At 65.0% G+C, this 25852-nt stretch carries 24 protein-coding genes; 8 read left to right on the top strand and 16 right to left on the bottom strand.

Annotation, left to right across the window (positions count from 1 at the left end; translation table 11 throughout):
- Window positions 1-6 precede the first annotated feature (6 nt).
- Window positions 7-1113, top strand: a complete 1107-nt coding sequence (locus AB0O58_RS03825) for an ATP-binding cassette domain-containing protein (RefSeq protein WP_219520482.1) — start codon at window positions 7-9, stop codon at window positions 1111-1113.
- Here the strand turns inward: AB0O58_RS03825 and AB0O58_RS03820 are convergent.
- Window positions 1110-1583 carry a DUF3995 domain-containing protein gene (locus tag AB0O58_RS03820; protein ID WP_219520481.1) on the bottom strand — a complete coding sequence of 158 codons (474 nt, stop codon included), beginning with the start codon at window positions 1581-1583 and terminating at the stop codon, window positions 1110-1112. The genes AB0O58_RS03825 and AB0O58_RS03820 overlap by 4 nt on opposite strands.
- Window positions 1584-1687: 104 nt before the next feature.
- Between AB0O58_RS03820 and AB0O58_RS03815 the strand changes: the two genes are divergently transcribed.
- A complete protein-coding gene (locus AB0O58_RS03815; RefSeq protein ID WP_167326986.1) occupies window positions 1688-3376 on the top strand; it encodes an AMP-binding protein in 1689 nt (562 codons plus the stop codon).
- Window positions 3377-3664: 288 nt separating this feature from the next.
- On the opposite strand, the gene AB0O58_RS03810 is transcribed toward AB0O58_RS03815, so the two are convergent.
- The 3 genes from AB0O58_RS03810 to AB0O58_RS03800 all read right to left on the bottom strand — a co-directional run bounded on the left by AB0O58_RS03810 (window position 3665) and on the right by AB0O58_RS03800 (window position 6813).
- Window positions 3665-4450: an alpha/beta hydrolase gene (locus AB0O58_RS03810; RefSeq protein ID WP_366237913.1), complete on the bottom strand. Its 786-nt coding sequence runs from the start codon at window positions 4448-4450 to the stop codon at window positions 3665-3667.
- 64 nt (window positions 4451-4514) lie between these two features.
- Entirely contained in the window at window positions 4515-6134 is a 1620-nt protein-coding gene (locus AB0O58_RS03805; protein WP_366237912.1) for an ATP-binding cassette domain-containing protein, read from the bottom strand.
- Between the two features lie 133 nt (window positions 6135-6267).
- The gene (locus AB0O58_RS03800) at window positions 6268-6813 is read right to left on the bottom strand and encodes a hypothetical protein (protein ID WP_032374791.1); all 546 of its coding nucleotides are present in this window, start codon (window positions 6811-6813) and stop codon (window positions 6268-6270) included.
- A 90-nt stretch (window positions 6814-6903) separates the two neighbouring features.
- Here AB0O58_RS03800 and AB0O58_RS03795 point away from each other — a divergent pair, with 90 nt between their 5' ends.
- The 3 genes from AB0O58_RS03795 (at window position 6904) to AB0O58_RS03785 (ending at window position 11282) form a co-directional block, all read left to right on the top strand.
- Window positions 6904-8733, top strand: coding sequence for a penicillin-binding transpeptidase domain-containing protein (locus AB0O58_RS03795; protein WP_366237911.1), 1830 nt, complete (start codon window positions 6904-6906; stop codon window positions 8731-8733).
- Window positions 8734-8840: 107 nt separating this feature from the next.
- Window positions 8841-10502, top strand: a complete 1662-nt coding sequence (locus AB0O58_RS03790) for an NTF2-like N-terminal transpeptidase domain-containing protein (RefSeq protein WP_027495345.1) — start codon at window positions 8841-8843, stop codon at window positions 10500-10502.
- A gap of 33 nt (window positions 10503-10535) precedes the next feature.
- A complete protein-coding gene (locus tag AB0O58_RS03785) occupies window positions 10536-11282 on the top strand; it encodes a sulfite exporter TauE/SafE family protein (protein WP_027495346.1) in 747 nt (248 codons plus the stop codon).
- Window positions 11283-11357: 75 nt separating this feature from the next.
- On the opposite strand, the gene AB0O58_RS03780 is transcribed toward AB0O58_RS03785, so the two are convergent.
- The 12 genes from AB0O58_RS03780 to AB0O58_RS03725 all read right to left on the bottom strand — a co-directional run bounded on the left by AB0O58_RS03780 (window position 11358) and on the right by AB0O58_RS03725 (window position 22682).
- Window positions 11358-12674, bottom strand: coding sequence for an FAD-dependent oxidoreductase (locus tag AB0O58_RS03780; RefSeq protein WP_032400477.1), 1317 nt, complete (start codon window positions 12672-12674; stop codon window positions 11358-11360).
- The gene (locus tag AB0O58_RS03775) at window positions 12671-13726 is read right to left on the bottom strand and encodes an ArsO family NAD(P)H-dependent flavin-containing monooxygenase (protein ID WP_283550059.1); all 1056 of its coding nucleotides are present in this window, start codon (window positions 13724-13726) and stop codon (window positions 12671-12673) included. The genes AB0O58_RS03780 and AB0O58_RS03775 overlap by 4 nt, the downstream gene beginning before the upstream one ends.
- Before the next feature lie 5 nt (window positions 13727-13731).
- Window positions 13732-14148 carry a low molecular weight phosphatase family protein gene (locus AB0O58_RS03770; protein ID WP_032374796.1) on the bottom strand — a complete coding sequence of 139 codons (417 nt, stop codon included), beginning with the start codon at window positions 14146-14148 and terminating at the stop codon, window positions 13732-13734.
- Window positions 14145-14567 carry an arsenate reductase ArsC gene (locus tag AB0O58_RS03765; RefSeq protein WP_366237910.1) on the bottom strand — a complete coding sequence of 141 codons (423 nt, stop codon included), beginning with the start codon at window positions 14565-14567 and terminating at the stop codon, window positions 14145-14147. Before AB0O58_RS03765 ends, AB0O58_RS03770 begins: the two co-directional genes overlap by 4 nt.
- Entirely contained in the window at window positions 14567-15655 is a 1089-nt protein-coding gene (gene arsB, locus AB0O58_RS03760; RefSeq protein WP_032374798.1) for an ACR3 family arsenite efflux transporter, read from the bottom strand. Before arsB ends, AB0O58_RS03765 begins: the two co-directional genes overlap by 1 nt.
- Window positions 15652-16017, bottom strand: coding sequence for a metalloregulator ArsR/SmtB family transcription factor (locus AB0O58_RS03755; protein WP_032374799.1), 366 nt, complete (start codon window positions 16015-16017; stop codon window positions 15652-15654). Before AB0O58_RS03755 ends, arsB begins: the two co-directional genes overlap by 4 nt.
- Before the next feature lie 31 nt (window positions 16018-16048).
- Window positions 16049-17302 (bottom strand): APC family permease, encoded by a 1254-nt coding sequence (locus AB0O58_RS03750; protein ID WP_032374800.1) that lies wholly within the window; start codon window positions 17300-17302, stop codon window positions 16049-16051.
- A gap of 79 nt (window positions 17303-17381) precedes the next feature.
- Window positions 17382-18758 (bottom strand): Na+/H+ antiporter NhaA, encoded by a 1377-nt coding sequence (nhaA, locus tag AB0O58_RS03745; protein WP_052061533.1) that lies wholly within the window; start codon window positions 18756-18758, stop codon window positions 17382-17384.
- Window positions 18759-18832: 74 nt separating this feature from the next.
- Complete coding sequence (locus AB0O58_RS03740) at window positions 18833-19207, bottom strand: DUF3054 domain-containing protein (RefSeq protein ID WP_032374801.1); 375 nt, start codon at window positions 19205-19207, stop codon at window positions 18833-18835.
- A 192-nt stretch (window positions 19208-19399) separates the two neighbouring features.
- The gene (locus AB0O58_RS03735; protein ID WP_032400476.1) at window positions 19400-19951 is read right to left on the bottom strand and encodes a YceI family protein; all 552 of its coding nucleotides are present in this window, start codon (window positions 19949-19951) and stop codon (window positions 19400-19402) included.
- 112 nt (window positions 19952-20063) lie between these two features.
- Window positions 20064-21197 carry a YbhN family protein gene (locus tag AB0O58_RS03730; RefSeq protein WP_222073016.1) on the bottom strand — a complete coding sequence of 378 codons (1134 nt, stop codon included), beginning with the start codon at window positions 21195-21197 and terminating at the stop codon, window positions 20064-20066.
- Window positions 21198-21206: 9 nt separating this feature from the next.
- Window positions 21207-22682 (bottom strand): adenylate/guanylate cyclase domain-containing protein, encoded by a 1476-nt coding sequence (locus tag AB0O58_RS03725; RefSeq protein WP_032367437.1) that lies wholly within the window; start codon window positions 22680-22682, stop codon window positions 21207-21209.
- A gap of 88 nt (window positions 22683-22770) precedes the next feature.
- Between AB0O58_RS03725 and AB0O58_RS03720 the strand changes: the two genes are divergently transcribed.
- Genes AB0O58_RS03720 through AB0O58_RS03710 form a run of 3 tightly spaced genes read left to right on the top strand, consistent with a single transcriptional unit; the run spans window position 22771 to window position 25821 of the window.
- The gene (locus AB0O58_RS03720) at window positions 22771-24003 is read left to right on the top strand and encodes an AI-2E family transporter (RefSeq protein ID WP_045841186.1); all 1233 of its coding nucleotides are present in this window, start codon (window positions 22771-22773) and stop codon (window positions 24001-24003) included.
- Window positions 23990-25159: a DUF5931 domain-containing protein gene (locus tag AB0O58_RS03715; RefSeq protein ID WP_032367106.1), complete on the top strand. Its 1170-nt coding sequence runs from the start codon at window positions 23990-23992 to the stop codon at window positions 25157-25159. The genes AB0O58_RS03720 and AB0O58_RS03715 overlap by 14 nt, the downstream gene beginning before the upstream one ends.
- A gap of 35 nt (window positions 25160-25194) precedes the next feature.
- On the top strand, window positions 25195-25821 hold the full coding sequence (locus AB0O58_RS03710) for a response regulator transcription factor (RefSeq protein ID WP_366237931.1): 627 nt from the start codon (window positions 25195-25197) through the stop codon (window positions 25819-25821).
- The last annotated feature ends 31 nt before the right edge of the window (window positions 25822-25852 follow it).

The raw sequence follows: 25852 nt of genomic DNA, 5'->3' as shown, positions 1-25852 counted from the left end.
AGTCCCATGGCTGCAATCACGTACAAGAAGGCATCCTGCGTCTACGAAGGTGCCGACAAGCTCGCCGTCGATTCACTCGACCTCGACATCCAGGACGGCGAATTGGTCGTGCTGGTCGGGCCTTCCGGCTCCGGCAAGTCCACCGCTCTGCGGATGCTCGCCGGCCTCGAGGAGATCGACGGTGGGGCCATCGAGATCGGTGGCAAGAACATGGTGGGGGTGCCGTCGAAGGACCGCGACATCGCGATGGTGTTCCAGAACTACGCTCTGTACCCCAACAAGACCGTCGGGGAGAACATGGGTTTCGCCCTGAAGATGCGTGGTGTGTCCCTCGAGGAGCGCACGAAGAAGGTGGCCGAGGCCGCGAAGATTCTCGACCTCACCGAGTACCTCGACCGCAAGCCCGGCAAGCTCTCGGGTGGTCAGCGTCAGCGAGTTGCCATGGGGCGTGCCATCGTTCGTGAGCCGCAGGTGTTCTGCATGGACGAGCCCCTGTCCAACCTCGACGCGAAACTGCGAGTCCAGACGCGTACGCAGATCGCGGCGTTGCAGCGCAGGCTCGGCACCACGACGGTCTACGTCACCCACGACCAGGTCGAGGCCATGACGATGGGTGATCGTGTTGCGGTGTTGCGCGGTGGCAAACTGCAGCAGTTCGCCTCTCCCACAGATCTGTACGACAACCCGGTCAACGCGTTCGTCGCCGGCTTCATCGGTTCGCCTGCGATGAACCTGATGACGGTTCCCATCGGCTCGGGTGGCGTGCAGATCGGTAGCTTCCTGCTTCCGCTCGAACGCGACGAGCTGACCAAGCTTGCGAGCCTGGGTCTCGACAACGTCACCGTCGGGCTACGCCCGGAGCAGCTCGGCATCGTGCACGGTGGTGGTGAAGGTTTCGAGGGCAAGGTCGATCTGATCGAGGAACTCGGCAGCGAGTCCTACCTCTACGCACACCTCGACGACCCGAAGGTCAAGGGGCTCGACGGCGGGCCGGTCTCACTCGTCGCCCGCTCGGCCGTCCGAGCTCCGGCCAAGATCGGCGAGAGCATCGGGCTGACGCGACTCGACGGTGCGATCCACCTCTTCCACCCGGAGACGGGGGAGCGCATCTAACGCGGTTGGTACGGGGCTTTTCTCGACAGGATCAGTGCCGTCAGAAGCGCTGCGCCCCAAAGCAGGAAGATGCCGTCGAAGAACAGGTGACCGTACTTGACTGATCGGTTCTCGTCCGAGACGACCAACCCGATCACCGCTCCGATGAACGACGCACCGCCCCAGACAATTAGCAGTACAGAGCCGGGCCAGGATATGCCGAAGATCAACGACGGCACCCTCGTCCGGTTCTGTGCTGCCAGGCGCGGCAGGTTCAGATAGGCGAGGGCCGGAAGAATTGCTGCGGCGAGTTTGACGAGGGCAAGCACCAGCAGTGCCGTTCGTGCCGTTGCCGGTTCGGAGTCGGCCCACTCCGTGGCGAAGGCACCGACGGTGTCGAGCATCCATCGACCGCCTGCAGCCCAATAGGCGGAGAACGCGGCGTGAATGATCCCCAGTACGCACGCGATCGCAAAGAATCGGATGGCCACGGTGATCGAGGTTAGCCGAGTTGCCACCCCCGTTCAGGGGTAGCGAGGAATTGTTCATCTCCCCTACCGTGGCGGTGATGGGCATCACAGGCGCAGGAGGAAACATGGTCGACTCGGCATATACGGCTTTCAGAAACGCACGCGATCTTCTGCTCGACACCTACGGCGACTACGACCGTGCGGTAGCGACTTTCGAATGGCCGTCGTTCGGCGAGACGTTCAACTGGGCCATCGACTGGTTCGACGCGATTGCCCGTGGCAACGACGGCACCGCGCTGTGGATCGTCGAAGAGGACGGCAGCGAGGCCAAATACAGTTTCGACGACATGGCGCGTCGCTCCGATCAGGTGGCTCGTTGGCTCGAACTGCAGGGAATCGGCCGCGGCGACTCGGTGATCCTGATGCTGGGCAACCAGGTGGAACTCTGGGAGTCGATGCTCGCGGTGATGAAGCTCGGAGCGGTCTTGATGCCGACGACCACGGCCATCGGGCCCGCCGACCTGACCGACCGAGTGGTGCGCGGCAATGCTCGCGCCGTGATCGTGAACCCCTCGGACACCGGCAAATTCGACGACGTGCCCGGAGACTATCTGCGAATCGCCACTACCGCCCACGATGGTTGGATCGACTATTCGGATGCCCGGTCCGTCGAGGCCAGGCCGTTCGAGTCCGTCACCGCACCCACCGACCGCCTGCTGATGTACTTCACCTCCGGTACCACCAGCAAGCCGAAACTCGTCGAACACACTCAGATCTCCTATCCCGCTGGGCATCTGAGCACGATGTACTTCCTCGGGCTACGCCCGGGCGACGTGCACCTGAACATCAGCTCGCCGGGCTGGGCCAAGCATGCGTGGAGCTGCTTCTTCGCACCGTGGATCGCCGAGGCGACCATCTTCATCTACAACTACGGCAAGTTCGACGCGAAGGCATTGCTCGAGCAGATCCGCCGGGCCGAGGTGACGACGTTCTGCGCGCCACCGACCGTGTGGCGCATGCTGATTCAGGCAGACCTCGCTGGCGGGGGTGGTTCACTGCGTGAGGCAATCGGTGCCGGTGAGCCGCTCAACCCAGAGGTGATCTCGCGGGTGCAGCAGGACTGGGGCCTGAACATCAGGGACGGCTTCGGCCAGACCGAAACCACTGCGCTGGTTGCCAATACACCGGGTGCGGTGCTGAAGTCCGGATCGATGGGTCGGCCTCTGCCCGGCGTCCCCGTGGTGATCGTCGACCCCACCACCGGCGAACTGGCCGACGAGGGCGAGATCTGCCTCGACCTGGCCCAGCAGCCGTTCAACCTGATGACCGGCTATCTCGGCGACCCCGAACGCAACGCTGCCGTAATGGCCGACGGCTACTACCACACCGGTGACGTCGCATCGCGGGACTCCGAGGGCTACATCACCTACGTCGGCCGCACCGACGACGTATTCAAGGCCTCGGACTACAAGATCTCCCCGTTCGAGCTCGAAAGCGTGCTGATCGAACACCCCGCGGTGGCCGAGGCGGCCGTCGTTCCGGCTCCCGACGAGACGCGGTTGGCCGTCCCCAAGGCGTATGTTGCGCTCGCAGCTGGATGGGAACCCAACGAAGACACGGCATTCGAGATCCTGAAGTACGCCCGCGAGCACCTGGCCCCGTTCCTGCGAGTTCGGCGTATCGAGTTCTTCGAGCTACCCAAAACTATTTCGGGCAAGATCCGCCGCGTGGAGTTGCGCGCCCGTGAGGACGCGGCCGTCGGACCACTGGACAGCGAGTGGCGTGACGACCAGTTCCCCGCGCTGAAGAGGTGACGTGAGCGCCCACTATTCGCTGCTGGAGGCGGGATCCCGATTCTCGAGGCGAATTGTGGACACTCAGATCAGTTGTGGGTGGGGCCGGCAGGGTCGGTTGTCTTGGGTGACGTGAGCGCCCACTATTGGCTGCTGGAGGCGGAGACCCGATTCTCGAGGCGAATTGTGGACACTCAGATCAGTTGTGGGTGGGGCCGGCAGGGTCGGTTGTCGTAGGTGAGGTGAGCGCCCATTATTGGCTGCTGGAGGCGGGATCCCGATTCTGGAGGCGAATTGTGGGCGTTCAGATCAGTTGCTCCAGAACCGCTCGAGGAATTCGAGCACCTCGGCCGATGCGGCCATCGTCGTCGCATGGTCGAACCCGCGAACGATGTGCAGTTCGGAGTCGGGCACCAGCGCGGCGGCGGCACGGGTGTCGCCCAGCCGGGTTCGATCCTCGCTGCCGACGTAGAACAGCGACGGTTGCGTGAAGTGCTGCAGGACGTCGTCGGGTAGGCCGGGATCGGCGTCGCATGCGCGGATGTACGCGGCCAAGGCCTGAGCGTCGTTGGTGGAGAACACCGCTCGTGTTCCCGGGTCGATGGGGAACATGCGGTGCTCGTTCCACGCCTTGAGGAACCCATCCATGCCGCTGCGCTCCAACACGTCCGCGCAGCCCGGGAAGAACAGCCTGTCGAACGCTCCCGCCTGAGCGCCGTGACTACCGCCCCCCACCGCGAGTGAACGCACGCGTTCGGGCCTCGCCGCCGTCAACGCGAGACCGGCCCGCGCACCGAACGAATAGCCGAGATAGTCGACGGTCGGAGCGCCGACCGCGTCGAGAACCGCCGTCAGATCTCCGACGATATTGGCCATGGCATAGGCGTCGGGAGTATGGGGCTTCTCGCTGCGGCCATGACCGCGACTGTCGACCAGTATGAGCTGCCGAGTCCCGCGCAACGCCTTCACATATCCGAACGTCCGCCAAATCGTGTGCGTCAGGAAACTGCCGTGCACCATCAACAACGGCGGCCCGGACCCCACCACCGTGTATGCGATCTGCGTCCCATCATCTGCATTCGAGGCGTATTCCACCTTCCGATTCTGACCCTGGAAGTCCACTCAACGTGACATTGACCCCCGAAAAGGCCACCGAACGTCACATTGACTCCTCCCGGGTGGGTGTTTCCTCGGCCGAGTCGGCCGAGTCGGTGGGCTGGGCGATCGGCGTCAGGTCGATGGTGCGGGTAGGGGCGATCGCGTCGAGGAACGGGCGATCGTGGCTGGCGATGATCAGTGCACCCTCGAATGTGTTCAGTGCGTCGATGAGGTGTTGGCGGCTGGTGATGTCGAGGTTGTTGGTGGGCTCGTCGAGCATCAGTAGTTTCGGTGCAGGCTCGGCCAACAGGATTCGTGCCAGTGCGGCTCGCAGTCGTTCGCCTCCGGAGAGGGTGGCGACGACGGCATCGGCGTCGGATCCGCGGAAGAGGAATCGGGCCAGTTGGCCACGGATCTGCTCGGCGGTGGCGTGCGGTGCCACGTCGGCGATGTTCTCGGCAACGGTGCGTGATTCGTCGAAGATGTCGAGGCGTTGCGGGAGGTATTTCCACGGCACTTCGGCGTCGGCGGCGTCGAGACTGCGCAGCAGGGTGGTTTTGCCGCTTCCGTTCGGCCCGACGAGCGCGATGCGTTCGGGACCGACGATGTGAACGTCGTCATGAGTCAGAACTATCTGTCCCGGATGAACTTTCGTTGCAGGTAGGTCGACGCGTATCTCGCGGTCGTCGCGCAGGAGATCCTCGGCGGCAGACAGTGACGTTCGGGCATCGTCGACGCGATCGCTGTGGGTACCGCGTAGTTTGCCGGCCGATTCCTGTGCGGCCCGCTTGCGTCTGCCCGCAAGGATCGGAGGTACGCGCTTCTGCTCCGACATCTTCTTGCCGTAGCGCAACCTGCGATCGAGTTTGATTTGTGTGTCGACCAATTCGCGTTCCTGCTTGCGCACGTCGTTCTTGGCGTCTCGGACGCTCGCCCGCGCGGCTTCCTGCTCGGCGTCGATCACCGATCGGTAGTGCGTGTAGTTTCCACCGAACATGCGTACTCGGGAGGTGCCGCTGCGTTCGGCGCGGACCTCGGCGACGGTATCGACACGCTCGAGCAATTCGAGATCGTGGCTGCAGACGACGAGCACCCCCGAGTATCCATCCACGGCCGCATACAGTCGTTCTCGTGCAACGAGATCCAGGTTGTTGGTCGGCTCGTCCAACAGCAGTACGTCTGGTTCGGCGAGCAACTGCGCGGTGAGAGCCAGCAGCATCGCTTCGCCACCGGACAGCGTGCCGACCGGTCGATCCAGGTCGTCGAGGGTGCCGACGATGCCGCCCAGCCCGAGCTTGTTCAGCAACGCCAGCGCGCGCTCCTCGACGTCCCAGGCCGATCCGACGATGGCGAAATCGTCCTCGGAGGATGTGCCGGATTCGATGCGATGCAATGCCTTTCGGACCGAATCGATGGCCAGCACGCGATCCACCGGGAGCTCGGGGTCGAGTGCGATGTCCTGACGGAGATAACCCAGGACGCCGGGCATCGAGATCGAACCGCGCTGCGGCGTCAGTTCTGCGGCGAGCAATCTCAGAAGGGTCGACTTTCCGGCACCGTTCGATCCGACGAGACCTGTTGTGCCGCTGGGGAAGATGGCCGACAACGCGTCGAACACGGGGTCGCCGTCGGGCCAGGAGAACGTCAGATCGGAGACAGAGAGGGAAGATGAATGAGGCATGGATGCTCCAAAGGTGTGCGTGCGGTCGAACTGCAGGCGTCTAGAACCTTTGGAAGAGCAATGGCCTCTCCGAATCTGTGGGCAACAAGGCGATCTCCACGCTAATGCCGAACGTGGGCAATTCGCAAGCGATTTAGACCGAGGGTCCCTTCTTGCGTAGTTCGTCCACTGTCGACATGGCTCCGCGCAGTTCGTCCAACCAGTCCTGCGTGTGCTCGCCGACCAACTTCACGGCCCACGACAGAGCGTCTGCACGAGACCGCGCGACTCCGGCATCGACGAGGGTGTCGAGGACGCGTCGTTCGGGCTGACGCAGGCGGGTCATGACCGGGACGGCCAGATGGGTGAATAGGACTACCTCGGAATCGGTCCGAACGCCCCAGGCGACCTTGCGTCCGTAGCGCTTCTCGGCCTCGTCGGCAATCTGCATGCGCTCGGCCCGGGTGCCTTCTCGGAATCGGGCGATGCGGCCTTCGGTGGCGGCAGGTGAACTGCCCTCCTCGGTGGCCAACGTCCCGACCACAACGATCTCTTCGCGATCCACCTCGACCGACGCGGTGCCCTCGAACCAGCTGTCGGGCAATCTGCCGCCGAACCAGTCGCCGGCATCGGTGGCGTCGGGAACATCTGCGTGCTGCCAGCCGCCGGGGCGACCGAACGAGCGTCCATTGGGTTTCATGGTGACTCCTCTGTAGGTTCGTAATACTGATTACATGATTACACCCCATCTCGTGTTCGCGCCACCGCCGATTCGTCGGAGGCCTGGGGCATGATCGACTCCGTGCGCACAACGAGAAGACCGACGACTCTGGCCGCAATCGTGTCCGTACTGGCGCTGGTGGTCGCTGCCTGCGGAAACAGCGGGCCCGATCAGCCGCAGACGGTCGCCGAGCAGTTCGCGGCCGCCGTCAGCAGCTCGAACATCGATCAGGCAGCCGCGCTGACGACCGATCCCGCGGGCGCGAGCGCCGCTCTAACCCAGCTGTACGACGGGCTGTCCGGCGGCGGAACGGTGACGGCCACTCCCGATTTCGAGGCTGTCGACGCGAACGAGGATGCGGGCACGTTCACGCTGAACGCCGATTGGCGCTTCTCGACCACCACCGACGGCACGGCGGAACCGGACGGCCAGCCGAAGGAGTGGAACTACACGACGTCTGCGACCGCAGCAGAGACTCCGCAAGGGTGGAAGATCACCTGGGACCCGGCCATCTTGGTCCCCGGACTGACGGCCGATTCCTCGGTCCGATTCACCCCGACCGACGCGCTGGTCGCGCCCAGGGTGTTCGATGCCAACGGCAGCGAGCTCATGTCGCAGCAGGTCGTCACCCTCGTCAACGTCGATGCGACGGCCGATCCGGTGGCCGTCGCAGCTCTCGTCGGATCCGTCGTTCCCGGGATCACGGCCCAGTCTGTTGCGTCGTCTGTTGCTGCTGCACAAGGTGATTCGGCGACCATAGTCTCGCTCCGTCAGGCGGATATCGATCCCATCGGAGCGCAGCTCGCGGCCGTTCCGGGAGTCACCCTGGCACCACAGACTCGGCTGCTGGCCACCGATCGCAATCTTGTCTCGCCGGTTCTCAGCGACCTGACGACGCTGTGGGAACAGGAGCAGGCGGCCAATCGGGGCTGGGCGATCCAATCGGTCGCTGCCGACAACACCGTCACCCAGCTTGCCGGTCGCGACGCCTCCACCGGTGACGACATCGCGACCACCGTCGACTCGGCGTTGCAGATCAAGGCCGAGAACGCCCTGGCGTCGGTGCCGCAGCAGGCTGCGATCGTCGCGCTTCGGCCGTCTACCGGAGAGGTTCTCGCCGTCGCGCAGAACGCCGCAGCGGATGCGGAGGGCCCGATTGCTCTGACCGGTCTCTACCCGCCCGGGTCGACCTTCAAGACGGTGACCACCTCGGCTGCTCTGCAATCCGGTGCCGTCACCCCCGACACGGTGTTGCCGTGCCCGGCGACGGAAAACATCGAGGGACGTCAGATTCCCAACGACGACAACTTCGCGCTCGGCGACGTTCCGTTGCACACTGCCTTCGCGAAATCGTGCAACACGACGATGGGCCGACTCGGCGTCGCCCTGCCGCCGAACGGTCTGACCGACGCGGCCGCGCAGTACGGCCTCGGCGTCGACTACGTGACCCCGGGCCTGACGACCGTCACCGGTTCCGTGCCGTCGGCCGACACCCCGGCGCAGCGCGTCGAATCCGCCATCGGCCAAGGGCAGGTGACTGCGTCACCGTTCGGTATGGCGCTGGTCGCGTCGTCGATCGCGAACAACGGATTGCTCCCGCCGACGGTCGTCTCGGGTAAGCCCGGCGTGGGAAACATGCAGCCGGCAGCGGTGAACCCACAGGTCACCGAGCAGATCAAGGCCATGATGCGCGAGACCATCACCGGTGGTACGGCCACGGCACTGAACGACATTCCGGGGCTGCTCGGCAAGACCGGAACCGCCGAATTCGGGCCGAACAACGAAGGAGCGCACGGCTGGTTCGTCGGGATCTCCGGTGATCTCGCGTTCGCGGTCTTCGTGAACAACGCGGGAAGTTCGGCGCCCGCCATCGAGGCTGCAGGACGCTTTCTGAGGTAACAGCCCGAGGTAAACGGACCACTCCGTATCTCAATCGTGACCGGCTCGTATGAATCCCGTGCTTGTCACTCGTGTGACTACAGTGAATATTGTGACTCATGAGTTCTATGAGTCGTGTCCGTCGTGGCCCGCGCAAGGTCCGCGGTCGCTACCTCGTCGCAGTTGCAGCATCGGCGACGCTGTCGGTCTCGGCCGTGTTCTGGATGGTCGACCGCCCACCGAGCGAGGCCGAGGTATTGGTCTCCAAATTCGTCGACGCGCTGGACAACCGCGATGTCGCGGCGGCGGCCGCACTGACGACGTACCCGAACGCCGCGACGGCAGCTCTGAATCAGATGTTCGACGGTTTGTCGGCCGACGGTAGATCGACGGGCGACTTCGACCTGACGCAGTACATGGATCTCTCCGACGAGAGCGGGTTCTTCACGCTCGCGTCCGCCTGGAACTTCGGTGAAGGCAAGGACTGGAAGTACAGCGCTCAGGGCGCAACCAAGAAGCTCAGTGTCGGCTGGCGTATCGCGTGGGATCCGGCCACGCTCGTTCCGGATCTGACCTCGGGTGGGTCGGTTCGCTACACCCGCACCGACGCCGCTCCGCCGTTGATCTTCGATTCCGCGAACAACGTGCTGATGAGTGAGCGGACCATCAACGCCATTTCTCTCGACCCCGCCCAGATGAGTGATCCGGCGGCGTCGACTCAGCAACTCGCCGATGTCATCGACGTCGTCGCGCCGCTGATCACCTCCGAATCGCTACTGAAGGAACTCGATTCGGCCCACGGAGCTCCGATCACCGCAGTGACACTGCGCGACGACGACTTCGCCGTTCTCGAAGACGATCTGCGAGCGGTGCCGGGAGTGGTGGTCGCCCCGCAGCCGAAGCTCATCGTCGACGACCGTCGAATCACCTCCCCGGTGCTCGACTCCCTGCGCGCCGCGTGGCAATCCGGCCGCGACGCCACCGCAGGCTGGGCCGTCGACACCTACACCGTCGACGGAACCGGTGAACGACGCGTGGGATTCCAGGGACCGGGCGGACCGGACTTGCACGCAACACTCGATCCGCGCGTCCAACTCGCGGCCGAGAACGCTGTGGTGATGGCGGGTACATCCGCGTCGATCGTGGCGGTGTCCACGTCGACCGGTGCGATTCTCGGTGCGGCACAGAACAGTTACGCCAACGAGCAGGGCGACGTGGTGTTCGCCGGCTCCTATCCGGCCGGCACCGCGTCGGAGTTGATCAAAGCCGTACAGGCCGATCGCGGCGACGACAGTGCCGAAGACGCGGCAGCACGATTGGGTCTGGGAATTCACTATGCAATGCCCGGTCTCGACGCCTACACCGGCACCCCCGCCGACAGCCGGAGCGCGATCGACGGTATTCGGAACGTCTCCACCGCATCCGGAGCCGAGGCGACGGTGACACCGTTCGGACTGGCCCAGATGGCAGCAGCGATCTCCCGCGGCAGCGCGCCCACGCCGGCCATCGTTGCCGGGCAGACTGCAGTGGCAGACCGCGCAGCCGAGCCCATGGGCCCTGACGCTGCAGCCCGCTTGCGTGAGATCGTGGCCGCATCGTCGAACAGCAGTGGTCTCGATACGTTCGACGGCGTGCAGGGATTTGCCGGGGAGAGCGGCGATGACCGCTTCGTGCTCGCGACCAGCGGCGATGTTGCCTTCGCCGTCTACATCGAGGACGCCGACGGAGGGGATCAAGCAGTGCGGATGACGAGCCGCTTGCTGCAGGAGATGGCGAACCCCGTCGAATAGGGGCTCGATCGTTAGGCACGGTAGTTTTGTTCGGTGACTGTGCTCGATTTCGGACTACTGGTGGTGGCCGGGTTCTTCGCCGGCCTCATCGGGTTCGTCACCGGGCTCGCATCCCTCGTGTCCTATCCGGCGCTGTTGGCGGTAGGGCTTCCCGCGGTCTCGGCGAACGTCACCAACACCGTCGCGCTGGTTGCTGCCGGAGTGGGTGCCACTACGAGCTCGTCGGCCGAACTCGCCAAGGACGGCAAACAGCTGATTCGCTACGCCGTCTACTCGGCGCTCGGCGGGACCACCGGAGCCATCCTGTTGCTCGTCACTCCGGAGGGATCGTTCGAGGTCATCGTGCCGTTCCTGGTCGCGATGGCTGCGATTGCACTGCTGCTGCAGCCCAAAATCCGAACGCTGTCCGGCGGCAGGCAATTTCCGACGCTGTACCCGCTGGCGCTGTTCGCCGTCGCCATCTACGGAGGCTACTTCGGAGCCGGAGCCGGGGTCATCTTCCTGGCTCTGGCGCTGATCTGTACGTCCGATACGTTCTGGCGCGCAAGCATTTTGAAGAGCTTCTTCCTCGGCATCGCCAATCTCATTGCGGCGATCATCTTCTCGTTCTCCGGCCACGTGAACTGGTGGGCCGCTCTGGCTCTCGCAATCGGCTGCTTCGTCGGCGGTGCCTGCGGGCCACCGACCGTCAAGGTGATCTCACCGATCGTGCTCCGCGTCGGCGTCGGCATTCTGGGACTCGGCCTCGCCGGCTGGTTGGGGTACCAGGCATTCGGCTGACGTCGTAGGTGATCTGACTGTCCACCATTTCAGCCGGGAGGCGCGATCCCGCTTCTGGAACGAAATAGTGGACACTCAGATCAGTTGTGCCTCAGCTTCTGGGGAGACACCGCAGCATCCACCGGTCGTGGGGGCGTCGGGCTCGTCGAACAGGCCGGCCCCACCGCAGACGCCCGTGTCGGGCAACGTCAGCTCCACCTTTCGCGCGCCCTCGTGATCGCCTGCCAGTTCGGCGGCGATGCTGCGCACCTGCTCGTATCCGGTCATCGACAGAAACGTCGGCGCACGTCCGTAGCTCTTCATGCCGACCAGGTACAGGCCGGGCTCGGGCTGAGTGAGCTCCTCGACTCCGTGTGGTGACACCGAGCCGCAGGAGTGGATGTTCGGATCCACCAGTTCGGCGACGAACTTCGGTGCCTGCAGAGTGGGATCGAGATCGAGGCGCACTTCGGACAACCACGAAAGATCCGGACGGAACCCGGTCAGTGCGACGACGCGGTCGACGTTCTCGATACGGGTGCCGCCGTCGCCCACGAGGGTGAGCCGATCACCCTGCACCGCAACGGCTTCGGTGCGAAATCCGGAGACCACGGTGAGGTAACCGTCGTCGACGGCCTTCTTCGCGCGTTGGCCGAGTGCGCCGCGCGCCGCGAGTTCGTCGGCCGCGCCGCCGCCGAAGACCTCCGCGGTGACGCCTCGGCGCACGGCCCAGGTGAGCGTCGTGCCGGGCTCGTCGGCGGCGAGCTCTGCGAAGGTGATGATGGCGGTCAGCGCGGAGTGGCCGCTACCGGCGATGACGGTGTGCTTGCCCGCGAACTGGGAGCGAATCGCCGGATCGGTCAAATCGAGGACTCGGTAGTCGATGCGGTCGGCGGCGGCCTTCTCGCCGATGGCCGGAAGTCCCTCGCTTCCCAACGGATTCGGCGATCCCCAGGTGCCCGACGCGTCGACCACGGCGCGAGCGAGGATGCGTTCCTCGCTGCCGTCGGAGTGGCGAACATGCACCGACAGTGGTTCGGTGTCGCGTCCGGCGTCGACGACGCGGTCGCGTCCACGGCGGGCGACGCCGACCACTTCGCAGTCGACTCGGACGGTATCGCCGAGCACAGCAGCGAGGGGCGCGAGATAGTGCTCCACCCATTCGCGTCCGGTGGCGTAGGTGTCGCCGTCCGGTGGAGTCCAACCGGTGGGTTCGAGCAGTCGGGCGGCAGCCGGGTCGACGACCTCGGACCACGGAGAGAACAGCCGCACGTGATTCCATTCGGACACCGCCGATCCGGCCGACGGTCCACGTTCGAGAAGGATGACGGCAGAACCGGTTTCGGTCAGGTGCGCCGCGGCAGCGAGACCGATGGGGCCTGCGCCGACCACCACTACGGGGTATTCGTTCATGACTGATCTACCTTTCCTCGTCGAACGAGAGTGTCCACTGCTGCGCGTGCGGTCCGGCCGACGCCGATGAGCGTCGCCGAGGCCGGGCCGGTCCAGTCGCCGTAACCCAGGAACACCAGCGTCGGTTCACCGCGAACGTGATTGCCGTTTAACACTATTCCCGATCCTTCGGTGTGCAGGTGCAGCGGCTGCAGATGCCGCAGTGCGGGTCGGAATCCGGTGCACCAGAGGATTACATCCAGCTTCTCCGTCGTATGTCCGTCGGTGACGCCGTCGGTGGTGATCGCGGTGAACATCGGCCGGGCGTGCAGCACTCCGCGATCCCTGGCCTCCCGCACCGGCGGGACCATGACGATGTCGCCCAGACCGGCGACCCCTCCGGTATCGGGCCCGCCTGCCGCCAGAGTGCGGGACCGATCGCTGGCGACATCGAACAGCACCCGACCGTCGACGTCATCGGGCAGAAACCTCGGCTCGCGGTTGGTGAACCACAGGGTCTGCGCGACCGTGGATATCTCGGCGAGTATCTGCGCCGCCGAGTTTCCGCCGCCGACGATGCCCACTCGCTTGCCCACGAACTGATCCGGCGTTCGGTAGTCAGCGGCATGCAGCTGGGTCCCACCGAACTCACGCATGCCCGGGTAGCTCGGCCAGAACGGCCGAGACCACGTTCCCGTCGCACTGACGACTGCTGCGGCACCGTACGACTCGCCGTCGGTGTCGACTCGATAGCCCTCGGTCGTACGATGCACGGACTTCACGTCGACGGGCCTCTGCACCGGCAAGTCGTACTTCTTCTCGTACGCCCGCAGGTAGTCCACCACATGCGATGCCGGCGGAAAACCACTGTGCCACTCCGGCATCGGCCAACCGGGTAGTCGCGAGTACTCGGCCGGCGAGAACAGATGCAGGGACGGCCAGTAGTCCTGCCAGGACCCGCCGGCGTGCGTCTGGTTGTCGAGGATGACGAAGTCCAGACCGGCTCGTCGCAGGTAGTAGCCGGCGGCCAGTCCTGCCTGACCGCCGCCGATCACCACCACCTCGGTGTTCATTCGAATCAGGTTTCCGCGCTGCGCAATCGGGATGTCAGTTCTCCGACGCGGCCTGCGATGTCGTCACGCACCAGACGCATCCGCTCGATGCCGTCGATACCGCGTTCGGACGGTTCGTCGGTGTCCCAGTTCTCGAATCTGGGGCCGTCGACCACGTCTACCTTGGCCTCACCGCCGAGGGTGACGACGTAGTCCATCCGGGCGAGCAGAGCGGGGTCGATCGGTTTCGGTACTTCACCCGACAGATCGACGCCGACTTCGAGGAGTGCCTCGGCGGACAGTGCGTTGACTGCGCTACCGGGTTCGGTTCCGGCAGAGTGCACTTCGACCGAATTGCCGACCGTCTTGCGCATCAGGCCGGCCGCCATCTGTGATTTGCCGCCGTTCTTGACGCAGACGAACAGCACGCTGGGTGTCGTCATGATGCCGAACTCTGCTTCGCTGGAACCAGTTCGGCGATCAGGTCTTCGATCCGACGCTTGATCTCGTCGCGAATCGGGCGCACTGCCTCGACGCCTTTTCCTGCCGGATCGGCCAGTGCCCAGTCGCGGTAGCTCACGCCAGGGAACACCGGGCACGCGTCGCCACAGCCCATGGTGATGACGACGTCGGACGTCTCGACGGCCTCGGTGGTCAGGATCTTCGGCGACTGCGACGAGATGTCGATACCGACCTCGGCCATGGCCTCCACCTCTGCCGAGTTGATGGTGTCCGCGGGAGCGCTACCGGCAGAACGTACCTCGACGGTATCGCCGGCAAGATGAGTCAGAAATCCGGCGGCCATCTGAGAGCGGCCGGCGTTGTGGACGCAGACGAACAGCACGCTGGGTGTCTCGGACATCAGGAATCCTTCGATGACGTGGTCGTGGAAAGGCTGGGGGAGAACCGCTTCCGCAAGGCGAGGGAGACATAGACGAGGCCGACCAGGACCGGCACCTCGATGAGCGGACCGACGACTCCGGCGAGCGCCTGCCCGGACGTTGCGCCGTAGGTGGCGATGGCGACGGCGATGGCGAGCTCGAAGTTGTTGCCCGCAGCGGTGAATGCGAGGGTGGTAGTGCGTTCGTAGCCCAGGCCCATGGCGGCCCCGAGTGCGTAACCGCCGCCCCACATCACCGCGAAGTAGACCAGCAGGGGCAGCGCGATGCGCACCACGTCCCAGGGCTGTGACGTGATCCGATCACCCTGTAGCGCAAAGAGAACGACGATGGTGAACAACAGCCCGTAGAGAGCCCACGGGGCGATCCTCGGGATGAACTTCTCCTCGTACCATGTGCGGCCCTTGGCGCGTTCACCGAAGAAGCGCGATGCAAATCCGGCTATCAGCGGGATTCCGAGGAAGATCAGCACCGATTTCGCGATCTGCCACGGCGACGCTTCGATCGTGGTCTGCTCCAGGCCGAGCCAGCCGGGCAGTACCGAGAGGTAGAACCATCCGAGGACGGCGAACATGAAGACCTGGAACACGGAGTTGATCGCCACGAGCACGGCCGCGGCCTCACGGTCTCCGCAGGCGAGGTCGTTCCAGATGATGACCATCGCGATGCATCGAGCGAGGCCGACGATGATCAGGCCGGTCCGGTACTCGGGCAGGTCCGGCAGGAAAAGCCATGCGAGAGCGAACATCAGCGCCGGTCCGAGGATCCAGTTGAGAACGAGCGATCCGATCAGCAGCCGCCTGTCTCCGGTGACGGTGTCGAGGCGGTCGTAACGGACCTTGGCCAGTACCGGATACATCATGACGAGCAGGCCGACGGCGATCGGGAGCGACACCCCGTCGACGGAGATGGAGGACAGCGCGTCGTTCAGCTCGGGGATCATGCGTCCCAGGATCAGGCCGACGACCATGGCGACACCGATCCACACCGGGAGGAACCGATCGAGCGTGGAGAGTTTGCCGACGACGGCGGTGTCCGTGGTGGTGCTCATACCGTGACCACCGTGGGGTCCGCTGCGGTGAGTACCGACGATAGTTGTTGCAAGGCAGCTGGAACGACCCAGTAGTACACCCAGGTTCCGCGTCGCTCACAGTCGAGCAGCCCGGCTTCGCGGAGCACCTTGAGGTGGTGGGAGATCGTCGGTTGCGACAGGTCGAAAGCAGGGGATATGTCACACACGCACGCTTCGCCGCCGGCATGGCTGGCGACGAGGCTGAGCAACCGCAGGCGCACAGGATCGCCCAGAGCCTTGAACATGCGGGCCAGATCCCCGGCCCAGTCCACTGTCAGCGGTTCGTGGACGAGCGGCGAACAGCATGCGCCGGCCGAGGAAGTCCGGTCTTGATTCGACATTGGTCTATATTGACCCCTGTCGAATCAGCCGTCAAGTGAACAGTCGCCGAACCCGGACCAGACGGTAGAGGACGCCGAGCAGTACGACAACGGTGCCGATCGCGATCGACGACAAGGGCAGCGTGGCAATGAGAACCACGCACCCGAGCGCTCCGAGCGCCTGCAGGGGGCGCGGATAGCGTCGGTGTTCGCTGCCCTGGGTGTATGCGCTGACGTTGGCGACGAGGTAGTACAGCAGCACTCCGAAGGACGAGAAGCCGATGGCGTCACGAAGATCCACGACGAGAATTGCGGCACCGACGATCGCCGCCAGAGTGATCTCGGCCCGGTGCGGCACCGAGTAGCGAGGGTGGACCGCGGTCAGATACGACGGCAGATCATGGTGGCGGGCCATCGCCAACGACGTGCGTCCGATACCGGCGATCAAGGCCAGTAACGCTCCGAGCGCGGCCAGTCCGGCACCGATGCGCATGACGGGTGATGCCCACGAATACCCGGACGTCACAACGAGATCGACCAGCGGAGCCGACGACGAGGCCAGCAGGTCCGGGCCCAATACCGTCAACAACGTCACGGCAACCGCTGCATAGATCAGCAACGCGATGCCGAGTGCAGAGACGATGGCCCGTGGAATGGTGCGCTCGGGCCGCACCACTTCCTCGCCGAGGGTGGCGATACGCGCGTAGCCGGCGAAGGCGAAGAACAGCAATCCCGCGGACTGCAGAATTCCGTACCAGCCGTCCCCGGTGAGGGATCCCGAAGCGCCGATGCCGTTGCCCGGCGAGCCGGCGAAGCCCAGAACCACCCCGACGACGAGGATGGCGAGCACCGCGGCGACGAGGATCTTCGTCAGGAGCGCCGTGCGAGTGATGCCGAAGTAGTTCACCACCGTCAACGCGACAATGGCAAGAATCGCAACGACTTTCGTATAGCCGGAAGGGGCGACGTAGGCCGCGAACACCATCGCCATGGCCGCCGAGCTTGCGGTCTTGCCGATGACGAAGGTCCAGCCGGCGAGGAAGCCGGGCCACTCACCGAGTTGTTCACGACCGTAGATGTACGTCCCGCCCGACGTCGGATACTGGGCGGCGAGTTGCGCGGAGGACGTCGCGTTGCAGAACGCGACGACTGCCGCGATGGCGAGGCCGATCAGCAAGCCGGCACCCGCTGCGGCCGACGCGGGAGCGAACGACGCGAACACTCCCGCCCCGACCATCGAGCCGACACCGATGACGACTGCATCGACAAGGCCCAGTCGACGGGCCAGCGGCTGTGGGTCGGTCATGCCTGGACCCGGATGTCGATCACGGCGACAACTGTAGAGGCCCTACACCAGTGGCAACAGATTAGATGTCGGCCGCGGTCTACTTCTTCTGCTGATACACGTCCGGAATTCCGTCGTGGTCGTCGTCCCGCGTCTCTTCGATGTAGAAGTCGCGGTACGCCTTGTTGCGGGTACGCAGAATGATCGACGCGATGGTTGCGGCAACGATCGAACCGGTCAGCACACCGACCTTCACGTGATCGTCGCGCTCTGTTCCTTCACCGAATGCCAGATCGCCGATCAGCAGCGACACCGTGAAACCGATACCGGCGAGCATCGCGACGCCGAAGACGTCGAGCCATTTCAAGCCGGCGTCCAACGTCGCCCGGGTGAAGCGCGAGACCAGGTAGGTGGTGCCGAAGATGCCGATGGCCTTGCCGATGACGAGGCCGGCAATGATGCCGATGGCAATCGGGTCGGTGAGTGCGCTGGCCAGGCCGGAGAAGCCGCCGACGGTCACACCGGCTGCACAGAAGGCGAACAGCGGCACCGCGATACCCGCGGAGATGGGTCGGATCTTGTGCTCGAAATGCTCGGCGAGACCGGGGCCGGCGTCGGGGCCGCCGTTGGCCTTGCTCCGGATGACGGGGACGGCGAAGCCGAGCAGAACGCCTGCGACGGTGGCGTGGACACCCGACTCGTGCATGAGCACCCACGTCACCACGGCCAGCGGGATGAGCACCCACCACGAGCGGACGCGCATCTGCACGGCGACCGCGAACAGCGCGAGCGGGATCAGCGTCAGGCCGAGCGCAATGAAGTTGATGTCGTCGGTGTAGAAGATCGCGATGACGCTGACGGCCAAAAGGTCGTCGACCACGGCCAGAGTCAGCAGGAAGGTTCGCAGCGCTGTCGGCAGATGCGTGCTGATCACAGCGAGAACGGCCACGGCGAACGCGATATCGGTCGCGGTGGGAATGGCCCAGCCGAGCAGAGCGCCATCCCCGGTACCGAGGTTGAACAGCACGAAAATGACTGCGGGAACGACCATTCCGCCGACGGCCGCGGCCACCGGCAATGCGGCGCGTGCCGGATCGCGCAGATCACCGGCAACGAACTCGCGTTTGAGTTCGAGTCCGACGACGAAGAAGAAGATGGCCAACAGCCCGTCGGCGGCCCACGTCGACAGAGTCAGATCGAGATGCAGGGCCGACGGCCCGACGCGAGTGCTCATCAATGTGTCGTAGGCGGCGGACCACGGTGAGTTGGCCCACACGAGCGCGACCACGGTGGCAACGAGAAGCAATGCGCCGCCGACGGTCTCTTTGCGCAAGACCTGTGCGATGCGGTCGGCCTCGGACCAGGAACCGCGAGAGAACAGCGGCAATCTCTCTTTGGGAATCGGTGAATCAGACACGGGAACAACGCCTTTCGGTAGCAACGTCGTGCTGAGCGCGTCCGCCGAGTCGACGGACATGTGCGCAGCACAGAACAATTGCCGACCAGACTTCCCGGCGCACCGTGGATGATCCTATCGCGAAAAGGTCCCTGTCACCGAACCGAGGGAATGAATCTGGCGATCGCGCGCCAACCGAGCAGCAGAACCGCGGTCGAAATCGTCGCAACGATGATGAACGCGGTAGCGGTTCCCTGACCTGTCGCCGTGCGCAGGATCATGCCTCCGACGACCGTGGTCACCCACACCAGAATGCCCGTCGGAAGAACGAGGAACGCGTCGAACTTGTTGCGGTACAGAGCGAACGTCGCGATCCAGCCGACAGCGGCACCGACGACGAACGGCCACGCGGTGTGGAAGAGGCCGGACAGCGCGGTGGCTTCGTCGTGACTGCGACGGCCGATCGCGGCGAACAGCACGATCATGACGAGATCGAGGACGGCAGCGACGGCCGGGGAACGAAACTTCACGGGCCCACTGTAGGACACCGACGCGAACGGCCCGCGCCTACGAGTGCAGGTGCGGGCCGTTCGATGCCACTGGATCCCGGCCCCAGGACCGGATCAATGTGGGTTTCAGTCGGTTGGACTGCAACAAAGGCGCATTGATCCGGAAGGAGGGGGGTGAATCCGGAAGGCGGGAGCGGGAGGCGGGGGTGAACCTTACGCCTGGAGGCCGGCCTCGATGTCGAGGTTCAGGACAATCTTGTCGCCGACGACTGCGCCGCCGCCTTCGAGGGGCATGTCGATGCTGATGCCGAAGTCCTTGCGGTTGATGGTGGTGCTGGCTTCGAAGCCTGCGACCGGTCCGTTGCCCATGCCGGCGTTGACGCCGTTGAACTCGAGCTTGAGGTCGATGGACTTGGTGACGCCGTGGAGGGTGAAGTCTCCGGTGACGACGAAGTCTCCGCCGTCGGCCTTGACCGAGGTGGACTTGAACGTCGCGGTCGGGAACTTCTCGACCTCGAAGAAGTCGGCAGTCTTGAGGTGGCCGTCGCGCTGCTCGTTGTCGGTGGTGATCGAGGTGACGTCGATCTTGGCGTCGACGGACGGGGTGCCGTCGGCGGCGACGGTGACAGTGCCGCTGAAGTTCTGGAAACGGCCGCGGACCTTGCTGACCACCAGGTGGCGGACGGTGAATCCGACGGTGGAGTGGGTGGGATCGATGGCCCAGGTGCCTGCGGTGAGCTCGGGAAGCGCGATGGCGGTGGTCATGAGGACTCCTTGTTGGGTTGAAGTTTCAAACTCATAGTACACAAGCGGACCGGGGTCCGTATATATTCCGGGTGAACGGACAGTGACGGATGCCATACCGAACAGCACGGGGCTAGGCGGTCTCCGGATCGCCTTTGGAGTCGCGATCGTGCTCGGCGGCTCGGCCGAGATCGGAGGTCTCCTGCCGCTCGAGGGCGATGTCGAATTCGAGATCGGCGTGCTGGTGCTTACGGAACAGGACGAGGAACACGATCCACCCGACGATGGCGACCAAGATGAAGCTGACCCCGCGATAGACCAAGGCCGACGCCACTGCCTGAGATGCGGTGATGGACGCGGCGCTGGTCAGGAACGCGATGAGGGTGGCGTCGACGACCACGAGGCCACCGGGTGCGAGCGGAACGGATCCGACGGCCTTACCCGCCGCGAATGCGATGAACAGCCCGGACAGTCGTGGATCTGCGCCGACGGCGAAGCACGCGAACGCCAGGCACGCGACGTCCGCGAGCCGGTGCACGGCCGACCAGGACAGTGTGAGCGCGCCGTCCCGCTTGCCGAGCTGTACGGATTGGATCTGGCCGATGACCTTGTCGATGGCCTCGGCTCCGGCGTCGAGATCGTGGTTGCGGAACGTGTTGTACTTGCGCAGACCCCAGCGGGCGAACTGTTTGATGGACTCCGGGTGGTTCGAGATGTATCGGACAGCGGCCACGATCGCGATGACGCCGATGATCGGGAGCACCACGGTGAAAGTGTTGAACGAACTACCGACCACCAGTCCGCCGGCAACGCCGAGCACTGCCAACCCGGCTGCGGCGATGACGCCGGAGATGGCGAGCTGCCACGAGGCGACAACCGGACTCGCACCCCAGCGTCGGGTCTCGCGGTAGGTGAAGGCCGTCGAGAACACCTGGCCGGCGGGCAGAGTGAGCGACATTGCGGTGCTGCCGTAGATGACGGCCACGGACTTGCGTTGCCGCACTTGTACGCCGCCCGCGTCGAGCAGCTGCTTCTGGACTCGGCCGAACGCGCTGAGCGACACGGCTTGGGCGAATACGCACGCAGCCAGCCAGCCCCAATGGATTTCTCGTACTGCTGTCCAGGATTCGTGCAGCCGTGGCCACAGGTAGATCGCCTCGCCCACCAGCAGAGCGACCAGGGCAATGGCGGCGATCCACTTGACCCATCTCAGCCGGTTTCGCGGGCGCCGCGCTGCGGGTCCGCTGGTCGAGCTGGGGTCGGGCATTCTGTCAGACTAACCGTCACTCGAGGAGGAGTCGGGATACTCCACCGGCCAGGCCAGGTGGGTTGCCCGTCGTCGGCCACGCAGTTGCACCTGGTCGCCCAACTCCCACTGTTCCTGCTCCTCGTCGTCGGCGAAGTACAGGGCCGAGGTGGATGCCAGAACGCGTCCGGGCCGCAGTTTCGCCAGTTCGGTGAGCCGCGACGCCTCGTTGACCGGGTCTCCGATGACCGTGTACTCGAAGCGCTCGGACGCGCCGATGTTGCCGGCGACGGCCAGGCCCGCGGACACCCCGATGCCGATGTCGAGTCCGGTGATCTCGTCCAGAGCGAAACGCAGTTCACGCGCCGCGGCCAAGGCCGCGGTGGGAGCGTCGGGACGGTCGAGCGGCGCCCCGAAGATCGCCAGCGCCGCGTCGCCCATGAATTTGTTGACGAAGCCGTGGTGGCGTCCGACGACGTCGACGACCACCCGGAAGAACTCGTTGAGCAACACCACGACCTCACTCGGCGGGCGTTCCGACGCGGTGGCGGTGGATCCGACCATGTCGACGAACAGCACGGCGACGAATCGTGTCTCGCCGCCCAGCTCGGTACCGAACTGCAGTGCTCGACGCGCCACGTCCTCGCCGACGTGCTGGCCGAACAGCTGACGCAGCACGCGTCGCTCGGCGGATTCCTCCATCATGCGGTTGAAGCCGACCTGGAGGCGACCGATCTCGCTGCCGTCGAACACGTCGACCTCGACGTCGGTCTCGCCGCGTTGCACGCGTTCGATGGCGTTGTGCAGTTGGCTGATCGGGTCGGAGATCTGGCTCGCCGTGAGCATCGACAGGACGAAGGCCTGCACGATGGCCAGCACGCTGAGCAGGATGATGGCCACGGCCAGTGCGTTCGGCGAGAACACCAGGTCGGTCGTCAGCTGGGTGGCACACAGCAAGATGATGCCGATGACGGGCATCAACGTGCCCAGTCCCCACGTCATGGCCATGCGGGTACCGACGCCGGGCGTCATCGTGCGGTCGAACCGGCCTTCGCTCAGTGCCAGTGCTGCGACCGGGCGCAGGATGCGTTCGCCGAGCATGTAGGTGAAACCGAAGGTGACGGTGGCGGCCATGCCGACGGTGACGATGACGGCGATGGACAGCGACGGCATCTCCGCGATGGTCAGCAGCACGAAGATGATGCCGCCGATGATCCACAGAATCAGGTGCACGATGGCCTGACGCAGCGGCGCGTGCAGCGTCGTCATCTGTTCCTTGCGGGTGGGCGGGCCGCCGCGGAGCTGCCACCTGATGACCGAGCGCAGCAGTGTGTACGCGTAGATCAGGCTGACCACCAGGGCAACGCCCAGATACGCACCGAAGATGTACACGTTGCGGACGCGGTCGGCGACGATCGATTGCGACTCCGGAATGGGCAGACCGTAGCGAACGAAGGCGAAGACCAGAACTGCGCCGAAGACGTTGGCGATGAGCATCGAGAGCATATAGAGCGGCCAGCGACTCTTCAGGGTGAGCGAGACCGCTCGGAAAGATGCCAGCACAGGTTAAATTTAGCGGGTGAGCACCGACGAGTTGCGGGCGCAAGGTACGGGGGCGTCCCCGCGCCTCACTTCGGCCGCAGATTCGGTACACCCGCTGGTACGGGTTGGGGCGGAATGGACGTGGCGACTGCTTGTCCTGTTTGCCGGATTCATCACTTTTGCCTATGTGATTGCGAAATTGAGCACGGTGGTCATCCCGCTGGGTCTGGCGCTGCTGGCGGCCGCTCTGCTGGTGCCGATCGTCGACTGGATGCAGCGCCGAGGAGTGCCGCGTGTCGCCGCGGTGATCATCGTGATCATCGCCAGCATCGGCGTCGTCGCCGGAATCATGACGTTCATCGTCGAGCAGTTCATCGAGGGGCTGCCGCAGGTGGGCGATCAGTTCACCCAATCGATCAACAGCGTCGAGGAGTGGCTCAGCAACGGGCCGCTGCACATCAGCGAAGACCAGATTCGGCAAGCGACCGACAATCTGGTCAAGGTCATCCAGGACAACCAGGAGGCCGTCACCAGTGGGGCGTTGACCACGGCGACGGTCATCGGCGAAATTCTGACCGGGGCGCTGCTGACGCTGTTCACGCTGATCTTCTTCCTGTACGGCGGTGATCAGATCTGGCAGTTCGTCACCCGCCTCGCACCGACGAAGGCGCGCAAGAAGATTCGCACAGCCGGCATCCAAGGTTTCGGGTCGCTCGTGGGATACGTCCGCGCGACGGTGGCCGTCGCCGCAGCCGACGCGGTGGGCATCGGAGCCGGACTAGCCATTCTCGGTGTACCGCTGGCACTTCCGTTGGCCTCGCTGGTGTTCATCGGCGCATTCATTCCGATCATCGGTGCCGTGCTGACCGGATTCGTCGCAGTGTTCATCGCCCTGGTGACGAAGGGGCTCATCACCGCCGTCATCACCCTGGGCATCGTGATAGCGGTCATGCAGCTCGAAGGCCATGTGTTGCAGCCACTTCTGCTCGGCCGCGCCGTTCGGCTGCACCCACTGGCCGTCGTGCTGTCCATCACCGTCGGCATTCTGCTCGCGGGCATCGTGGGCGGCTTGCTGGCGGTCCCGATCGTCGCGGTGCTCAACACCGCCGTCCGGTCGCTGCTCGCCGACGACCCCGACGAGGTGTACGAGGAACTCGATGTCAGCGACACGCTGTACTCGGCCGAACCCAGCGACCCGGACACCCCTCCCGGTTCGTCCGAGCCCGATCGACTTGCCAAGGGGGAGCTGAACACTGCAGACCCGAAGACCGATGCGGACGACTGACCGAGTGCGGCCGACGCTGAATTCGGCCGATCCCGACAGCCCGCTGTGGCGGGCCTCGCAGGCCTTCCGTCTGGTCACTCTCGTGTACGCCGTCAGTTATCAGGCCGCGACCGTCGACAACTACACCAACCCGCGGCTGAGTTGGGCGTTGGTCGCCCTGATGGCCGTATGGTCCGGGGCTTCGGCACTCCTGCTCTCGCGGGCCACCCTGCCGCGCTGGCAGGTGGTGCTCGCAGATCAGATCATCGTGATCGCCCTGATGGCGTCGACGCGGTTGGTGGCCGACTACGACTGGTACAGCACCCGCCAAACCCTGCCCACCACCCTGTGGGCCACCAACGCCGTCATCTCCGCCGCAATTCTGTTGGGGCCCAAGGGCGGTATCGCCTCGGGTGTGGTGATGTCGTTGGTCAGTGCCCTGGTACGAGACCGGTTCGACACCGACCTGTGGTCGGACGCCACCGCCCCGGTGCTGCTGTCGGCCGGGCTCGCGTTGGGATTGGCGTCGAACACAGCCCGGCGCGCCCACGAGGAATTGCGCAGTGCGGCACGGTTGGCCGCGATCACCGAGGAGCGTGAGCGACTGGCCCGACAGGTGCACGACGGGGTTCTGCAGGTGCTGGCCCTCGTCCGCCGTCGAGGTCTCGAAATAGGCGGGCCGGCAGCCGAACTCGCCGAGCTCGCCGGTGAGCAGGAAGTCGCTCTGCGCGTGCTGATCTCCGAACAGTCGGCTCCGCGCGACGATCACACCGGATCGATCGTCGACGTGCGCGCCCTGCTGCGCACCCAGGCCGGCACGTCGATCTCGGTGTCGACTCCCGCCGACCCGGTGCTCGTCGAATCCGACGTCGCCGAGGAACTCGCTGCCGTCGTGACCACTGCCCTGTCCAACGTCGAGCTTCACGCAGGTGCCGATGCGAAGGCCTACGTACTGCTCGAAGACGTCGACGGAGAGCTGATCCTGAGCATTCGTGACGACGGTCGCGGAATACCCGCCGGACGGCTCGCCGCCGCCGAGGCCGAAGGCCGGATGGGCGTCTCGAAGTCCATCCTCGGCCGGGTCGAATCTCTCGGCGGTACTGCGATACTCGACACCGGAGAGGGCGAGGGCACCGAATGGGAAATTCGGGTTCCGCGAACGAGAGGAGCGAGATGACCGGCGACGAGAACCCGAACGCCGAGATCGCGGTGATGGTCGTCGACGATCACCCCATGTGGCGAGACGGTGTCGCCCGGGATCTCGAGGCCGCCGGATTTCGGGTGGTCGCCACCGCGGACGGAGTAGCCGCGGCCGGACGCCGCGCCCGAGCGACCACTCCCGACGTCGTCCTCATGGACATGCATCTGCCCGACGGGAACGGTGCCGATGCCACCGTCGCAGTGCTGGACGCGTCCCCGAAATCCACGATTCTGGTGCTCTCGGCATCGGCGGAACGCAGCGACGTGCTCGAAGCGATCAAGGCTGGTGCGACGGGTTACCTGGTCAAGAGCGCATCGGCGGAGGAGCTGTTCGACGCCGTCCGCGCCACCGCAGCCGGACAAGCGGTGTTCACCCCGGGTCTGGCCGGTTTGGTTCTCGGCGAATTCCGGCGGATGTCGTCGTCACCGGAGCCGGAGTCCGATACCCGCCCCACGTTGACCGAGCGCGAGACCGAGGTGCTCAGACTGGTCGCAAAAGGGCTCAGCGCCAAGCAGATTGCGACCCGTTTGACGCTCAGCCACCGGACGGTCGAGAACCACGTGCAGGCGACACTGCGAAAACTGCAGCTGGCCAACCGCGTCGAATTGACCCGGTACGCCATCGAAAAGGGTCTGTAGGGGTTTGCGACCCGGCCCGACGGGCACTCTT

Origin of the sequence: Rhodococcus sp. NPDC080181, from assembly GCF_040702225.1 — a bacterium.
GTDB lineage: Bacteria > Actinomycetota > Actinomycetes > Mycobacteriales > Mycobacteriaceae > Rhodococcoides > Rhodococcoides fascians.
Note: the sequence above shows the minus strand (reverse complement) of the source record. Positions and strands in the feature narration are given on the sequence as shown.

Bases quoted from the DNA above. Each gene is read 5' to 3' on its own strand.
- AB0O58_RS03825 (WP_219520482.1), top strand. From the start codon at position 7: ATGGCTGCAATCACGTACAAGAAGGCATCCTGCGTCTACGAAGGTGCC.
- AB0O58_RS03815 (WP_167326986.1), top strand. From the start codon at position 1,688: ATGGTCGACTCGGCATATACGGCTTTCAGAAACGCACGCGATCTTCTG.
- AB0O58_RS03805 (WP_366237912.1), bottom strand. From the start codon at position 6,134: ATGCCTCATTCATCTTCCCTCTCTGTCTCCGATCTGACGTTCTCCTGG.
- AB0O58_RS03800 (WP_032374791.1), bottom strand. From the start codon at position 6,813: ATGAAACCCAATGGACGCTCGTTCGGTCGCCCCGGCGGCTGGCAGCAC.
- AB0O58_RS03795 (WP_366237911.1), top strand. From the start codon at position 6,904: ATGATCGACTCCGTGCGCACAACGAGAAGACCGACGACTCTGGCCGCA.
- AB0O58_RS03790 (WP_027495345.1), top strand. From the start codon at position 8,841: ATGAGTCGTGTCCGTCGTGGCCCGCGCAAGGTCCGCGGTCGCTACCTC.
- AB0O58_RS03780 (WP_032400477.1), bottom strand. From the start codon at position 12,674: ATGAACGAATACCCCGTAGTGGTGGTCGGCGCAGGCCCCATCGGTCTC.
- AB0O58_RS03775 (WP_283550059.1), bottom strand. From the start codon at position 13,726: ATGAACACCGAGGTGGTGGTGATCGGCGGCGGTCAGGCAGGACTGGCC.
- AB0O58_RS03770 (WP_032374796.1), bottom strand. From the start codon at position 14,148: ATGACGACACCCAGCGTGCTGTTCGTCTGCGTCAAGAACGGCGGCAAA.
- AB0O58_RS03765 (WP_366237910.1), bottom strand. From the start codon at position 14,567: ATGTCCGAGACACCCAGCGTGCTGTTCGTCTGCGTCCACAACGCCGGC.
- arsB (WP_032374798.1), bottom strand. From the start codon at position 15,655: ATGAGCACCACCACGGACACCGCCGTCGTCGGCAAACTCTCCACGCTC.
- AB0O58_RS03755 (WP_032374799.1), bottom strand. From the start codon at position 16,017: ATGTCGAATCAAGACCGGACTTCCTCGGCCGGCGCATGCTGTTCGCCG.
- AB0O58_RS03750 (WP_032374800.1), bottom strand. From the start codon at position 17,302: ATGACCGACCCACAGCCGCTGGCCCGTCGACTGGGCCTTGTCGATGCA.
- nhaA (WP_052061533.1), bottom strand. From the start codon at position 18,758: ATGTCCGTCGACTCGGCGGACGCGCTCAGCACGACGTTGCTACCGAAA.
- AB0O58_RS03735 (WP_032400476.1), bottom strand. From the start codon at position 19,951: ATGACCACCGCCATCGCGCTTCCCGAGCTCACCGCAGGCACCTGGGCC.
- AB0O58_RS03730 (WP_222073016.1), bottom strand. From the start codon at position 21,197: ATGCCCGACCCCAGCTCGACCAGCGGACCCGCAGCGCGGCGCCCGCGA.
- AB0O58_RS03725 (WP_032367437.1), bottom strand. From the start codon at position 22,682: ATGCTCTCGATGCTCATCGCCAACGTCTTCGGCGCAGTTCTGGTCTTC.
- AB0O58_RS03715 (WP_032367106.1), top strand. From the start codon at position 23,990: ATGCGGACGACTGACCGAGTGCGGCCGACGCTGAATTCGGCCGATCCC.
- AB0O58_RS03710 (WP_366237931.1), top strand. From the start codon at position 25,195: ATGGTCGTCGACGATCACCCCATGTGGCGAGACGGTGTCGCCCGGGAT.